The 13,210-nt window shown below is 70.7% G+C and carries 16 protein-coding genes; 14 read left to right on the forward strand and 2 right to left on the reverse strand.

The window, feature by feature from the left end:
• A partial coding sequence (locus ABS772_RS00945; RefSeq protein WP_350391705.1) for a TonB-dependent receptor occupies positions 1–2,002 on the forward strand: 2,002 nt, incomplete at its 5' end.
• Between the two features lie 10 nt (positions 2,003–2,012).
• On the opposite strand, the gene ABS772_RS00950 is transcribed toward ABS772_RS00945, so the two are convergent.
• Both ABS772_RS00950 and ABS772_RS00955 read right to left on the reverse strand, forming a co-directional pair.
• Positions 2,013–2,468 (reverse strand): hypothetical protein, encoded by a 456-nt coding sequence (locus ABS772_RS00950; RefSeq protein ID WP_350391706.1) that lies wholly within the window; start codon positions 2,466–2,468, stop codon positions 2,013–2,015.
• 131 nt (positions 2,469–2,599) lie between these two features.
• The gene (locus ABS772_RS00955; protein ID WP_350391707.1) at positions 2,600–3,106 is read right to left on the reverse strand and encodes a peptide deformylase; all 507 of its coding nucleotides are present in this window, start codon (positions 3,104–3,106) and stop codon (positions 2,600–2,602) included.
• A 330-nt stretch (positions 3,107–3,436) separates the two neighbouring features.
• Here ABS772_RS00955 and ABS772_RS00960 point away from each other — a divergent pair, with 330 nt between their 5' ends.
• The 13 genes from ABS772_RS00960 to ABS772_RS01020 all read left to right on the forward strand — a co-directional run bounded on the left by ABS772_RS00960 (position 3,437) and on the right by ABS772_RS01020 (position 13,208).
• Positions 3,437–3,694 carry a hypothetical protein gene (locus ABS772_RS00960; protein WP_238255078.1) on the forward strand — a complete coding sequence of 86 codons (258 nt, stop codon included), beginning with the start codon at positions 3,437–3,439 and terminating at the stop codon, positions 3,692–3,694.
• Between the two features lie 531 nt (positions 3,695–4,225).
• Positions 4,226–4,435: a cold-shock protein gene (locus tag ABS772_RS00965; protein ID WP_108941692.1), complete on the forward strand. Its 210-nt coding sequence runs from the start codon at positions 4,226–4,228 to the stop codon at positions 4,433–4,435.
• Positions 4,436–4,655: 220 nt separating this feature from the next.
• A complete protein-coding gene (locus ABS772_RS00970; protein ID WP_350391743.1) occupies positions 4,656–5,036 on the forward strand; it encodes a DUF6481 family protein in 381 nt (126 codons plus the stop codon).
• A gap of 382 nt (positions 5,037–5,418) precedes the next feature.
• Positions 5,419–5,745, forward strand: a complete 327-nt coding sequence (locus tag ABS772_RS00975; protein WP_238255077.1) for a hypothetical protein — start codon at positions 5,419–5,421, stop codon at positions 5,743–5,745.
• A gap of 68 nt (positions 5,746–5,813) precedes the next feature.
• Entirely contained in the window at positions 5,814–6,188 is a 375-nt protein-coding gene (locus tag ABS772_RS00980; RefSeq protein WP_238255076.1) for a PH domain-containing protein, read from the forward strand.
• 10 nt (positions 6,189–6,198) lie between these two features.
• On the forward strand, positions 6,199–6,729 hold the full coding sequence (locus ABS772_RS00985; RefSeq protein ID WP_350391708.1) for an AAC(3)-I family aminoglycoside N-acetyltransferase: 531 nt from the start codon (positions 6,199–6,201) through the stop codon (positions 6,727–6,729).
• A gap of 223 nt (positions 6,730–6,952) precedes the next feature.
• Positions 6,953–7,396, forward strand: a complete 444-nt coding sequence (gene rpsF / locus ABS772_RS00990; RefSeq protein ID WP_238255074.1) for a 30S ribosomal protein S6 — start codon at positions 6,953–6,955, stop codon at positions 7,394–7,396.
• 2 nt (positions 7,397–7,398) lie between these two features.
• The gene (gene rpsR, locus ABS772_RS00995) at positions 7,399–7,653 is read left to right on the forward strand and encodes a 30S ribosomal protein S18 (RefSeq protein ID WP_004446294.1); all 255 of its coding nucleotides are present in this window, start codon (positions 7,399–7,401) and stop codon (positions 7,651–7,653) included.
• A 140-nt stretch (positions 7,654–7,793) separates the two neighbouring features.
• Positions 7,794–8,909, forward strand: a complete 1,116-nt coding sequence (locus ABS772_RS01000; RefSeq protein WP_350391709.1) for a DUF2232 domain-containing protein — start codon at positions 7,794–7,796, stop codon at positions 8,907–8,909.
• A gap of 38 nt (positions 8,910–8,947) precedes the next feature.
• Positions 8,948–9,520 (forward strand): 50S ribosomal protein L9, encoded by a 573-nt coding sequence (gene rplI, locus ABS772_RS01005; protein ID WP_350391710.1) that lies wholly within the window; start codon positions 8,948–8,950, stop codon positions 9,518–9,520.
• Between the two features lie 368 nt (positions 9,521–9,888).
• Entirely contained in the window at positions 9,889–11,376 is a 1,488-nt protein-coding gene (locus tag ABS772_RS01010; RefSeq protein WP_350391711.1) for a replicative DNA helicase, read from the forward strand.
• 25 nt (positions 11,377–11,401) lie between these two features.
• Positions 11,402–12,301, forward strand: coding sequence for an ATP-grasp domain-containing protein (locus tag ABS772_RS01015; protein WP_350391712.1), 900 nt, complete (start codon positions 11,402–11,404; stop codon positions 12,299–12,301).
• 94 nt (positions 12,302–12,395) lie between these two features.
• Positions 12,396–13,208, forward strand: coding sequence for a DUF29 family protein (locus tag ABS772_RS01020; RefSeq protein WP_350391713.1), 813 nt, complete (start codon positions 12,396–12,398; stop codon positions 13,206–13,208).
• Positions 13,209–13,210 lie beyond the last annotated feature (2 nt).

Genomic DNA, 13,210 nt, shown 5'->3' on the forward strand with positions numbered 1-13,210 from the left:
GCCCTCCGCCCAGCCCTCCGCGCCCGCCGCCGTCTCCGCGCGCACGACCGGTGTGCTGCCGGTGGTGACGAACACCTTCTCGCCGGTCACCGTGATCCCGCAGGAGCGGATCGCCCGCGACCAGCCGCGCACCCTCGGCGACGCGCTGTTCGACCAGCCCGGCATCTCGTCCTCGACCTACGCGCCGGGGGCGGCCTCGCGGCCGATCATCCGCGGCCTCGACAACGCCCGGGTGCGCATCCAGGAGAACGGCATCGTCAACGGCGGCGTGTCGGATCTCGGCGAGGACCACGCGGTGCCGGTCAACCCGCTCAATGCCGGCCGGATCGAGGTGATCCGCGGCCCCGCGACGCTGCGCTACGGCTCGGGCGCGATCGGCGGCGTGGTCTCGGCCGAGAACAACCAGGTGCCGACCTTCATCCCGGCCCGCGGCGTCACCGGCCAGGTCACCACCGGCTACACCACCGTCGACAACGGCCGGCTCGGGGCGGCCAGCGTCGATGCGGGTGCGGACGGCATCGCGGTCCACGCCGACGGCTTCAAGACCGCGACCGATTCCTACGCCATTCCCGGCGGGATCCAGCGCAACTCGGCCACCGAGTCGCAGGGCGGCTCGGTCGGCATCTCGGCGATCGGCGACCGCGGCTTCGTCGGCCTGTCCTTCAGCCATTACGACGCGATCTACCAGATTCCCGGCGGCGAGGCCGAGGAGGCGCGCACCCGGCTCACCCCGAACCAGGACCGCCTGCTCGCCCGCGGCGAATACCGGCCGCTGAACGGTCCGTTCGAGGTGCTGCGCTTCTGGGCCGGCGGCTCGGTCTACCGCCACGAGGAGATCGGCATCGGCGAGGACGGGATCGACGGGGTCCAGGCGATCTTCAAGAACCGCGAGGTCGAGGCCCGCTTCGAGGCGCAGCACGTCCCGGTCGTCACCGCGCTCGGCACGCTGACCGGCGCGGTCGGCGTCCAGGCGGGCCGGCGCGTGCTGAACTCGCAGCTCGAGAGCTTCCTGCCGCCGACCGAGTCGCGGATGCTGGCCGGCTACCTGTTCGAGGAGCTGGCGGTGGGGGGCGGCCTGCGCTTCCAGGCGGCGGGCCGGATCGAGGGCGACCGCCTCAACAGCATCGCGACGCAGTTTCCCGGCACCTACCTGCCCGACGACACCGATCCGGCGCGCTACGCCCTGACCCGCCGCTTCGCCCCGAAGAGCGCCAGCATCGGCGCCCTGCAGGATCTGCCCTACGGCTTCGTGGCGAGCCTCAACGGCTCCTATGTCGAGCGCGCGCCCACCGGCTACGAGCTGTTCTCGCAAGGGCCGCACGACGCCACCGCGACCTTCGAGATCGGCGACCCGACCCTGCGCCTGGAGCGCGCCCGCACGGTCGAGATCTCCCTGCGCCGGGCGGAAGGCCCCCTACGCCTCGACGCCACCGGCTACTACACGCGCTACACCGGCTTCATCTACAAGCGCGACACCGGCAACCGCTGCGACGACGACTTCGCCTCCTGCGGCAGCGGCGACGAGCTGCGCCAGGTCGTCTACTCGCAGGCCAACGCCACCTTCTACGGCGCCGAGATCGGGGCGCAGCTCGACCTCCTGCCCGTCGGCGACGGCTGGGCGGGGCTCGAGGCGCAGTACGATTTCGTCCGCGCCCAGTTCGACGACGGCTCCTACGTGCCGCGCATCCCGCCGCACCGGCTCGGCGGCGGCGCCTACCTCCGCGCCGACGGCTGGTTCGCGCGGATCAACCTCCTGCACGCCTTCGACCACACCGAGATCGCCCCGTTCGAGACGGTGACGCCGGGCTGGAACGACCTGCGCGCCGAACTCGCCTACACCCAGGCCCTCGACCCGGCGGTCTACGGCGCCACCGAGGTGACGCTCGGGCTGCAGGGCCGCAACCTGCTCGACGACGACATCCGCAACTCGGCCTCGTTCAAGAAGGACGAGATCCTGCTGCCGGGCCGCAATCTCCGCCTGTTCCTGACGGCGCGGTTCTGAAGGCGCCGTCCTACGGGCTGCCCGCGCCGCCGCCGGACTTGCGGGTCGGCTTCGCCGCCGGCCGCTCGGGCGGCGCGACGGCGCCCGCCACCGTCCAGTGGCACACCGCCGTGCCCTTGAGGGTGAGGCAGTCGTAGGCGCGGCCGTTGAGGCTGACGTGGTCGACGAGCCCCGTGACCGCGGCGCGATCCACGGGTCTGCAGCCGAGATCGGATTTCGGGTCGGTCGCGAGGGCGAGCGCGGCGGCCCTATCCTCCCCCGCGCTGCGCAGGACGCTGCGCAGATTGGCCAGCGAGGTGCACCCGATCACGGAAGCGGGGCGGGCCGCCGCCTTCGGATCGCCCGCCCTCGCCCCCGGCGCGGCGTCCGGCGCCGACCGGGCGGGGCCGGTGAGCGTCATGACGGCCAGGGCGAAGGCGGCCGGGACGGCGAGGGACCGGAGGACGAGGGGCGGCGGGCGGGACATGGATCGGCCTCGGATGTCGGAGCCTCGTCCCGAGCGGCCGGCTTCCGGGATGAGACGCCGGCTCCCGCATACCATGCCCGGCGCCGCGGACCGAGCACGGCTCCCTCCCGACCCCCTCCCCGCGCGAGACCTCACGCATCCGCGCGCGCCCGCAGCTTGGCGTAGCGCTTGAGGACCCGGTCGCGGCGCAGCCGGCTCAGCCGGTCGATCCAGAAGATGCCGTCGAGCTGGTCGATCTCGTGCTGCAGGCAGGCGGCGCGCAGGCCCTCGGCCGCCTCCTCCCGCTCGGCGCCGTCGAGGTCGCGGTAGCGCACCCGGATCCGGGCCGGCCGCTCCACCGGCTCGACCACGCCCGGCATCGAGACGCTCCCCTCCGGATGCGTGGCCCGCTCGGGCGAGGCCCAGGTGAGGACGGGATCGACGTAGACCGCGTGCGGCTCGTCCGGCTGGAGGCGGATCACCACCACCCGCTCCGGCTGCCCGATATGGATCGCGGTCAGCCCCATGGCCGAGACAGCGCCGAGGGTGTCGAGCACGTCCGCCGCGAGCGCGCGGAGCGTCTCGCCGGGGGCGGCGGCCGGACCGGCGGGCCGGTGCAGGCGCGCATCGGGATAGAGGATCAGCGGGCGGACGGTCATGCGAGCGGGTTCCGGCGTCGGACAGCAGGGCCGTGGCCCCGGGCGATGCACGCCCGAGGTCGCGCAATCGTGTCAAGCGGGAAGGCGCCGAGGCCGGGAGGCGTCATCCGCACCGCCTTTCGGGTGGCGCTCCCAATTCCCGATCCCCTGCCCTTCCCCTGCAAGGTGATGGGGGGCTTTGGGCGGTCTCCCGCGGCCCGAACATTGATGTTCCGCGGCCGTCACAGCCCGTCCGACCAGCAGAGCCGATCCCGATTCGCGATCTCAACGATCTTGGAACCGCTCCGGGGGCGATGCATTGTCGTCTCAACCTATGACGGAGCGATTTTTATGAAGACCATGACGACCCTGCTCGCCGGCGCCGTCGTCGCGGCGACGATGGCCGCCGCGGCACCGGCTTCCGCCCAGTCGATCACGATCGGCCCGAACGGCCCGGGCTTCGATCTGCGGTCCCGGGGCCAGCGTGAGCGCGACTACCGCCGCGAGATGCGTTCGCGCGACCGGGACGACTACTATCGCGAGCAGCGCTTCCGGGACCGCGACCGGTTCGACCGGGGCGGCTACAACCGTCGCGGCTACGATTACTGATCGAGGGCCGATCCCACATCATCGGGGGTGCGCCGCAATGGACTGCGGTCACTGCGCCGCCTCCGGACGACACGATGCGAAGGGCCGGGAAACCGGCCCTTCGCGCGTGGCGCCGGGCGCGGCCTCTCTGCCGCACGGGCGACGGCGGGCAGGCCGAGCGAATCGGACCGTGACCCCGGTCACCCCCGCAACAAATGTTGTGATCACGACAATGTTAGGTGAGCCAACCGGGTCGAAAGACCGACTCATCCAACGTACTCGTCCCGAATGGCCAAGTTTCTGCCACGAAATTTCATCTTGAATGACGAGCCGTGTCGGAGGGAAACCTTTGCGCCGCTTGCAGGGTTGCCTCACCGAACATAACTTTGCCTCGTCGATCGGTGGCCGTCCCTGACCAGGCCCTCGATGCCCCCGGAAGGGACGCGGCACCGGCTTGTTTCCTCGGTCGCTTTGACGAACGGGACGGCCTTTTCGGCCGATGGCGGGACGCATGTCACACGGGGTGCCGCGGCGCGCGCAGGAGGAACCCGCATGCATACTGGTACCGTGAAATGGTTCGATGAGATCAAGGGCTACGGGTTCATCCAGCCCGACACCGGTGGCAAGGACGTGTTCGTCCACATCTCCGCCGTCCAGCAGGCGGGCCTGCGCGGCCTCGTCGAGGGTCAGAAGGTGACCTTCGACGTCGAGAACGACCGCCGCAGCGGCAAGCCGGCCGCCGTCAACCTGCAAGCCTCCTGAGGCGCGATCCTCGGGACCGCCATCCCTCCCAGCTGCTTCCGTATCGCAACAGGCCCGAAAATGTTATCGGAGCCGCCGCGAACAGGGGCGACCTGTGTTGCGTGTTGCGGCGCACTCGTGCATCGACTGCGCCGGTCTATCTTACCCAGCGCCGAGTCCCGACCGTCCGGAGACAGGATTGATCCGGCAGTCGGCCGTGTCACCGCATGAGAAAGGTCATATGAGCGCATTCGACTTCAGGAACTTCGAAGACCGTCGTCAGAACTCCCAGGCCGCCAAGGCGGCATTGCTTGAGAAGTTCAAGGCCCGTCCGCCTCTCGACGACCCGGAAATGCGCGCCAAGGCCCAGGCCCGTGCCGAGGTCTCCCGCGCCCGCGACGAGCGCGCCCGCGAGCGTGAGCGCATCCGCATCGAGACCGAGCGCAAGGCCGCCGAGGAGAAGCGCCTGCGCGAGGAGGCGGAGCTCGCCGCCCAGATCGCCCGTGAGGCGGCCGAGGCTGCGGCCCTTGCCGAGCGCAAGGCCGCCGAAGCCGCGGAGAAGAAGGCGGCCCGCGACGCGCGCTACGCCGCCCGCAAGGCCAATGTGAAGATCCGCCGCTGAGCCTCCGGCGCCGCTCCCGGCTTCCGGGAACCGCGCCGAACGCTCACACCGAAGCGGGTCCGTTTCGAGAGCAATCCACGCGCCGGACGCTTCGAGCCCGGCGCGTTTTCTTTTGCCCGAAGCCTGGCCGAGAGAACCCATCGAGAGAAGCCTTCGAGAGAAGCCACCGAGACTTGCCGTGCGGCGGCGCAAGGTCCGGATGCGCGCGTGCGGCTACAGGTTCGGCCCGGCAGCGCATCCTGCGGCGATCTCTGTGGGCAGACTACGCAGTTCCTGGCCGGGACGGATCGGCACCGCTTGGCAAGCCCCGTCCCCCCGACGTTAGATCGCAGGACGCTTCGACGATGCGCGCCGCACCGGGGTGAACGGGGAGAGCCAGATCTTGCGTATCCTTGGCAACCATCGCGATCCGTCGGCCCGGCACCGCCGCGGCCTGACCGCGGCCGGCCTGTGTCTCGGCACGCTTCTCGGTCTTGGTCTCGGAGCCGGCCTCGGGCCGTCGCCGGCCGCGGCGCAGAGCGAGCCGCCGATCCGCAGCGCGGAGGATGCGTTCTGCCGCAGCGAGGCGCGGGCGCAGGTCTTCTCCGCCCCGGACCCGCTCAATCTGGGCCTGCGCGAGATCGGCCGCCGCATCTGGGCGAGCTGCATGGAGCGGACGCAGCGCAAGGGCAAGGCGCCGAAGAAGCCGCGCAAGCGCCGCCACCGCTGAGCGCCGGGCTCTCGCGCGCGAGCGGGACCGTCCCCACATCCCTGGCCGAGACAGGCAGGAGGCGACGGATGGGCTTTCTCGACGGACTGCTCGGGCATGGCAGCGACCTCTCCGCGGACGAGGTCGACCGGCAGCTCGCCGGGGTGCTGGCGCCGGGCGAGAGCGTGCGCGTCGCCTTCAAGGTAATCCGCGACCTGATGGTCTTCACCGACCGGCGCCTGATCCTGATCGATCGCCAGGGCATGACCGGCCGCAAGGTCGAGTACCTGACCGTGCCCTACCGGGCGATCACCTCGTTCTCGGTCGAGACCGCGGGCAGCTTCGACATGGATTCGGAGCTCAAGATCTGGATCTCGGGCCGGCCCGAGCCGATCCAGCGCACCCTCCGGCGCGGCGCCGACATCTTGGGAATTCAGCAGGCCATCGCCGGCTCGCTGAAATAGGGTTTTGGCCATGGCGCCGCAGGACAGGGCCGAGCCCGCCGTCACGGTCCGGCGGCTCGGACCCGGCGACATCCCGGCGATGCGGGCGCTCAACGCCCTGTTCGGGCGCGCCTTCGCCGAGCCCGAGACCTACGGCGCGGCCCCGCCCGGCGACGCCTATCTCGCCGACCTGCTGGCCAAGGCGCATGTCGCGGTGCTGGTGGCGGAGACGGGCGGCGAAGGCGGCGAAGACGGCGGCACCGTGCTCGGCGGGCTCGTCGCCTACGAACTCGACAAGGTCGAGCGCGCCCGGCGCGAGATCTACCTCTACGACCTCGCCGTCGAGGCCGGGCACCGCCGCCGCGGCATCGCTACGGCGCTGATCCGGCACCTGCAGGCGCATGCCGCGCAGCGGGGCGCCTGGGTGATCTTCGTTCAGGGCGATCCCGGCGACGGTCCGGCGCTGGCGCTCTACGACCGCCTCGGCAGCCGCGAAGCCGTGCTGCATTTCGACCTGCCGGTCGACATACCCACCCTTGCCATCGCGGGCGAATCCCTCTAAAGGCGCGGCCTTCGCGTTCGCTCCGGCCGGGGGCTGAACGGACGGTGCCGTCCGCGGCACAGGGTTCCTCAAAAAACCCGTCGTCCGGTGTCTCCGCCTTCGATCAACCGCTCGGGCCATCATCACGGCTCGAAGGGCTTGGCGCCGAGAGAATGCGAGAGAACCGGCCCGACGAACCCGCGCTCCGCGGGCGGGCTTCCTTATGGCAAGGAAAGGCCCAAAAATGCCTCTCTACGAGCACGTCTTCCTGGCGCGCCAGGACGTGACGTCGCAGCAGGTCGAGACCATGGTCGAGACCTACAAGGGCGTCATCGAGGCGGGCGGCGGCACGATCGAGAAGATCGAGTCCTGGGGCGTCAAGTCCCTCGCCTACCGCATCAAGAAGAACCGCAAGGCGCATTTCACGCTCCTCAACATCTCCGCCCCCCCGGCCGCCCTGGCCGAGATGGAGCGCCAGATGCAGATCTCCGAGGACGTGCTGCGCTTCATGACCATCCGCGTCGAGCAGCTGGAGGCCGAGCCTTCCGCGATGATGCAGAAGCGCGACCGCGACGACCGCAAGGATCGCGACCGCGGCGACCGTCCGCGCCGCCGCGACGACGATTTCGGTGGTGACCGCGGCGACCGCGGCGACCGTCCCGAGCGCAACTTCGGCGGGGAGAACTGATCATGGCCTTCGGTGCTGGTGGCGGCGGTGGTGGCCGTCGTCCGTTCTTCCGTCGTCGCAAGAGCTGCCCGTTCTCGGGCGAGAACGCTCCCAAGATCGACTACAAGGACGTGAAGCTGCTCTCCCGCTACGTCTCGGAGCGCGGCAAGATCGTTCCCTCCCGCATCACCGCGGTCTCGGCCAAGAAGCAGCGCGAACTCGCCCAGGCGATCAAGCGCTCCCGCTTCCTCGGCCTGCTGCCCTACGTCATCAAGTAGGACCTTCGGCCGGCCCGCGCGCGGGCCGGCCATCATCGCCAGGGCGGTTCTCTCGGAAAAAAGGAGCCGCCCGATCGTTGGGGCGTCGTCTTCGGCCCCTAACCCTGCCCTTCTCCGGGGACAGCGGGACAGCGGACTTCATGACCAAGGACATTCCTGTCGGCGCCGGTGCCGGCCTCGTGGCGGCGCTCCTGTTCGGGCTGCTGCTCAAGGCGACGGCGCTCTCGATCCTGCTCTACCTGCTCGCCCCGCTGCCGATCCTGATCGTCGGCCTGGGCTGGAGCCACCGCGCGGCGCTCGCCGCCGTCGTCTCGGGCGCCCTGGCGCTCGCCCTCTTCGTCTCGCCCTCCCTCGGCCTCGCCTTCGCGGCCTATCTCGCCATCCCCGCGTGGTGGCTCGCCTATCTCGCCCTGCTCGGGCGGCCCAAGGCGGACGGCAAGGCGGGCGACAAGGCGGCCGGCGCGGCGGACGGAACGATCGAGTGGTATCCCACGGGGCGCCTGCTCGCCTGGGTCGCGGGCACCGCGGCGCTCGCCTTCATCGCCATCGCCGTCATCGCCTCGCCCGACTACGACACCTTCCGCGCGCAGCTCACCGCGATGAGCCGCCGGGTCGTGCAGGTCCAGGTCCAGCGCGGCCGGATCCCCGCCCCGCCGCAGAGCGGCACCGCGAACGAGACCCCGGCCGGCAGCGCCGAGAAACCCGCCGTCCCGCCGCCGCAGGGCGATGCGCCGGCCAGGGACCAGTCCGCCCAGGCGGAGACGAAGCCGGAAACGAAGGCGGATCCGAAGAGCGACGACCTCGCCGGCGAGGTGGCCGACGCCCTGGCGACCGTCGCGCCCGCGATCGCCGCCCAGGGTCTGACGATCCTGTTCACCTTCTATCTCTGGGCCGCCGCCCGCATCGTGCAGGTCTCGGGGCGCCTGCTCCGGCCCTGGCCCGACCTGCCCTCGACCATGATGCCGCGCACCGCCCTGCTCGTCTTCGCCGCGGCGCTCACGCTGGCGATGGTGCCCGGCTATCCGGGGGCGCTCGGCATCGCCCTGATCGGCGCCTTCAGCGCGGCCTTCGCGCTCCAGGGACTCGCCGCCTTCCACGACCGCAGCCGCGGCCGGCCGGGGCGCTTCGCCCTGCTCGCCGGCCTCTACGTGCTGCTGTTCCTCACCCAGGGCGTGGCCATGCTCGCCCTGATCCTGTTCGGCATCGCCGACACCGCCCTCGACCGGCGCCGCCCGCAGACCCGCGGCGGCGCCTGATCGAACCCGCTTCCAAGAGAATCCGAAGGAGAAGTCAGATGGAAGTCATCCTGCTCGAACGCGTCGCCAAGCTCGGCCAGATGGGCGAGACCGTGAACGTGCGCCCCGGCTACGCCCGCAACTTCCTGCTCGCCCGCGGCAAGGCCCTGCGCGCGACGGAAGCCAACAAGAAGCACTTCGAGGCCCAGCGCGCCCAACTCGAGGCCCGCAACCTCGAGCGCCGCAGCGAGGCCCAGACGGTGGCCGAGAAGCTCGACGGCCAGAGCTTCGTGCTGATCCGCCAGTCCGGCGAGACCGGCGTGCTCTACGGCTCGGTCTCGACCCGCGACCTCGCCGAGGTCGTCACCAAGGACGGCTTCACGGTCGAGCGCGGCCAGTTCGTGCTCAACCAGCCGATCAAGACGCTGGGCCTGCACACCGTGCCGGTCCACCTCCACCCGGAGGTCGAGGTCAACATCACCGTCAACGTCGCCCGCTCGCCGGAAGAGGCCGAGCGTCAGGCCCGCGGCGAGTCGGTCACCGAGCGCGAGCAGTTCAACCTCGACGACCTCGGCCTCGAAGTCGGCCAGGCGCTGGCCGATGCCGGCGAGGGCGCCGACGACCGCGGCTAAGTCCGGGATCGCGAAGGGATCATCCCTTCGCCGGGGTGCCGGGGCAGAGCCCCGGCATTCTTCCAGGGCTCCGCCCTGGACCCGCGAAAGGACTCGTCCTTTCGAAACCCGTGACTTCGCGGTGGAGAACGGGGATGCGCCGGCCTTCGGCGTTGACTTGTTCTCAATCCGTTCCAGCATGACGCCCGCGATTCCCGATGCCGGGAGCCGCGGGCGTCTCGCGTTCCGGGGTCCGTGGCGCGGGCGTTGCAGCCGCCTCCGGTGGGGTCGGCTAAGGAAGGCTTCACCATCCCGAGGCAAGGTCCGGCGGGCATGAGACGGGGCGGCCGATGCGGGCCGCCCGCGAAACGGAGCGACGGACAAGCGCCATGGCCCTGCCCAACGCCCTCACGGCCAATCTCGAGACGGTGCAGCCGGAATACCGGGTGCCGCCGCACAACATCGACGCGGAGCAGGCCCTGCTCGGCGCGATCATGGTCAACAACGACGCCTATTACCGCGTCTCGGACTTCCTGCTGCCCGAGCACTTCATGGAGGCGGTCCACCGCCAGATTTTTGAAGTCGCGGTCTCGTTGATCAAGGCCGGCAAGCTCGCCACGCCGATCACGCTCAAGACCTATCTCGGCGACGCCGACCTCGGCGGCGTCACGCCGATGCAGTACCTCGCCCGCCTCGCCGCCGAGGCGACCACCGTCATCAATGCCGGCGAGTACGGCCGCACCATCTACGATCTGGCGATCCGCCGCCGCCTCATCACCATCGGCGAGGATCTGGTCAACGGAGCCTACGAGGCGCCGGTGGAGGCCGCGCCCCGCGACCAGATCGAGGCGACCGAGCGCCGGCTCTACGAGCTCGCCGAATCCGGCAAGTACGACGGCGGCTTCCAGAAGTTCTCCGACGCGCTGACCGCGGCCATCGACATGGCGGCGAAAGCCTACCAGCGCGACGGCAAGCTGTCGGGCATCGCCACGGGGCTGACCGACCTCGACGCCAAGATGGGCGGGCTGCAGCCCTCCGACCTGATCATCCTCGCGGGGCGCCCGGCCATGGGCAAGACCTCGCTCGTGACCAACATCGCCTTCAACATCGCCAAGGCCTATCGCGGCGAGAAGCAGGCCGACGGCACCATGCTGACGGTCAACGGCGGCATCGTCGGCTTCTTCTCGCTCGAAATGTCGGCCGAGCAGTTGGCGACCCGCATCATCGCCGAGCAGTCCGGCGTGCCCTCCTACAAGATCCGCCGCGGCGACATCCGCCCGGAGGATTTTTACAAGATCACCGATGCGGCCCGGGACATGCAGACGATCCCGTTCTACATCGACCAGACCGGCGGCATCTCCATCGCCCAGCTCGCCGCCCGCGCCCGGCGCCTCAAGCGCCAGAAGGGCCTCGACCTCCTCATCGTCGACTACCTCCAGCTGCTGTCGGGATCGGGCAAGCGCTCCGACAACCGCGTGCAGGAGATGACCGAGATCACCACCGGCATGAAGGCGCTGGCCAAGGAGCTGGCGGTGCCGATCATCGGCCTGTCGCAGCTCTCGCGTCAGGTCGAGAACCGCGACGACAAGCGGCCGCAGCTCGCGGATCTGCGCGAATCCGGCTCGATCGAGCAGGACGCCGACGTGGTGATGTTCGTGTTCCGCGAGGAGTACTACGTCGGCAACAAGAAGCCGCGCGAGGGCACGGAGGAGTTCTTCGCCTGGGAGGCGGAGATGCAGCGCGTCCACGGCAAGGCCGAGGTCATCCTCGGCAAGCAGCGCCACGGCCCGACCGGCACGGTGGAGCTGCAGTTCGACGCCAACATCACCCGGTTCTCGAACCTCGCGCAGAGCGACCGGATGCCCGAGCAGATGTGACCGGAGCCCCCGCCGAGACGACCCCATGCCGACGCCGACCCTTCTCACCTGCGCCGACCCGCTCGAGCCGCGGAAGGTGGAGCCCGCCTTCCGGGCGGAGGTGGAGGTGGCCCGCGCGGCGGGCTTCGCCCTCGCCCTGCTCGATCACGACGAGCTGGACCGGCGGGTCGATCCCGGTGCCGCCCTGCGCCGGGCGCGCCTCGACGGGGGCGGTCCGGCGGTCTACCGCGGCTGGATGCTGCGCGGCGACGCCTATGCGCGCCTGTTCGAGGCCCTGGCCGAGCGCGGCGTCGACCTGCTGACCACGCCCGCCGCCTACGCCGCCTGCCATCACGCGCCGGGCTCCTACCCGGCGCTCGCGCCCTGGATGCCGCGGACGGCGTGGCTGCCGCTCACCCGGATCGACGACGCGGCGGCGTTGCGCGCCGTCCTCGACCCGTTCGGAGCCGCGCCGGTCATCCTCAAGGACTGGGTCAAGTCGCAGGCTTCCGGCTACTGGGACGAGGCCTGCTTCATCCCCGACGCGTCCGACGCGGCGCATGTCGCCCGGGTGATCGGGCGGTTCCGCGCCTTGCAGGGCGAGAGCCTGGAGGGCGGCCTCGTGTTCAAGGCCTACGTGCCGCTCAGGCCCGTCGGCGGGCCCGCGCACGAGCACCGCGCCTTCGTCGTGCGCGGTGCCGTCGTGGGGTGCTGGCCGCGCGGGGAGGGTCCCTCCCCGTCGCCGCCCCCCGACCTGCTCGCCGCCATCGCCGCGGCGGTGCCGAGCCCCTTCGCCTCGGCCGATCTCGCGCAGGACCGGGACGGGCGCTGGTGGCTGCTGGAGGTCGGCGACGGCGGGGTCTCCGGACTGCCGGACCCGGACGCGGCCGTCCCGCTCTTCGCGGCGCTCGCCGCGGCGTTGGCGGAGCGGGGCGTGTCACGCTGATCGGCCCCCGTGCACGGCTCGACCATCGCCGCCGGCAGCGCCGCAGCACTCCTTGTGGTAAGCTCTGCGCCTACCGTCAGATCGGAGAGGCGACGTGGCTCTCGCACCGAAGGCGCGGCCGCCCGCGCCTCCTACGCTGAACGAGGTTTTCGAGGCCGAGCAGCAGCTCGTCGGCTTGATGCTGACCGATCCAGCGACCCATGGACGGATCGCCGCGATTCTGCGCGACGAGGATTGGACCCAGAACCTTCATCGCGGCGTGTTCGAGGTTGTAGGCCGCTTCGTTGCAGAGGGGCGACCCGTCTCGCCCGTGTCGGTCTTGCCGAAGGTCAGTGACGTGGCGCCAGACGGTGGGCCAGCCAATCGCTATCTCATCGCACTCGTCGCGGGCGCCCCCTCTTCGGCTTTCGCCGAACCTCTTGCGCGTCGGCTCGCCGAGGCCGCCCACGCACGCTCGGGTCCCAATCACCTCGACCGGGACCTCTACGCCTGGGCCTATGAGCAGGCCCTCGCTCTTCGGCGCGGGCAGTTCTCCGCTCTCGACGCACTCAATCTGGCCGAAGAGATCGAGGACTTGGGCGGCGCGATCTACAACCAAATGGAGAGCGCGCTGCGGCTCACGCTGATGCATCTTCTGAAGTGGGATCATCAGCCGGAGAAACGGACACGGAGCTGGCATCTGTCGATCCGCAACGGCCGACTTGATGTCGAAGCACTGCTGGAACGCCATCCGAGCCTGAAGCACAGGCTTCCCGGCGCCATCGCTTGCGCCTATCGCCGCGCCCGCATCGAGGCCGCTGGCGAGACCGACCTCGACGACGACGTGTTTCCCGCCGAGTGCCCCTATACGTTCGAAGACATCATGACCCGGCCGGTGCCCTGGCTGCCGGAGGGCGGGGAGTCCTGATC

The organism is Methylorubrum podarium (genome assembly GCF_040270385.1).
In the GTDB taxonomy this organism is placed as follows: Bacteria; Pseudomonadota; Alphaproteobacteria; order Rhizobiales; family Beijerinckiaceae; genus Methylobacterium; species Methylobacterium podarium.

What these genes read in the sequence shown, in the direction of transcription:
- rpsR (WP_004446294.1), top strand. Translation starts at nt 7,399, where the DNA reads ATGGCCTTCGGTGCTGGTGGCGGCGGTGGTGGCCGTCGTCCGTTCTTC.
- ABS772_RS01000 (WP_350391709.1), top strand. Translation starts at nt 7,794, where the DNA reads ATGACCAAGGACATTCCTGTCGGCGCCGGTGCCGGCCTCGTGGCGGCG.
- ABS772_RS01015 (WP_350391712.1), top strand. Translation starts at nt 11,402, where the DNA reads ATGCCGACGCCGACCCTTCTCACCTGCGCCGACCCGCTCGAGCCGCGG.
- ABS772_RS00980 (WP_238255076.1), top strand. Translation starts at nt 5,814, where the DNA reads ATGGGCTTTCTCGACGGACTGCTCGGGCATGGCAGCGACCTCTCCGCG.
- rplI (WP_350391710.1), top strand. Translation starts at nt 8,948, where the DNA reads ATGGAAGTCATCCTGCTCGAACGCGTCGCCAAGCTCGGCCAGATGGGC.
- ABS772_RS00950 (WP_350391706.1), bottom strand. Translation starts at nt 2,468, where the DNA reads ATGTCCCGCCCGCCGCCCCTCGTCCTCCGGTCCCTCGCCGTCCCGGCC.
- ABS772_RS00955 (WP_350391707.1), bottom strand. Translation starts at nt 3,106, where the DNA reads ATGACCGTCCGCCCGCTGATCCTCTATCCCGATGCGCGCCTGCACCGG.
- rpsF (WP_238255074.1), top strand. Translation starts at nt 6,953, where the DNA reads ATGCCTCTCTACGAGCACGTCTTCCTGGCGCGCCAGGACGTGACGTCG.
- ABS772_RS00965 (WP_108941692.1), top strand. Translation starts at nt 4,226, where the DNA reads ATGCATACTGGTACCGTGAAATGGTTCGATGAGATCAAGGGCTACGGG.
- ABS772_RS00960 (WP_238255078.1), top strand. Translation starts at nt 3,437, where the DNA reads ATGAAGACCATGACGACCCTGCTCGCCGGCGCCGTCGTCGCGGCGACG.
- ABS772_RS00985 (WP_350391708.1), top strand. Translation starts at nt 6,199, where the DNA reads ATGGCGCCGCAGGACAGGGCCGAGCCCGCCGTCACGGTCCGGCGGCTC.
- ABS772_RS00970 (WP_350391743.1), top strand. Translation starts at nt 4,656, where the DNA reads ATGAGCGCATTCGACTTCAGGAACTTCGAAGACCGTCGTCAGAACTCC.
- ABS772_RS01010 (WP_350391711.1), top strand. Translation starts at nt 9,889, where the DNA reads ATGGCCCTGCCCAACGCCCTCACGGCCAATCTCGAGACGGTGCAGCCG.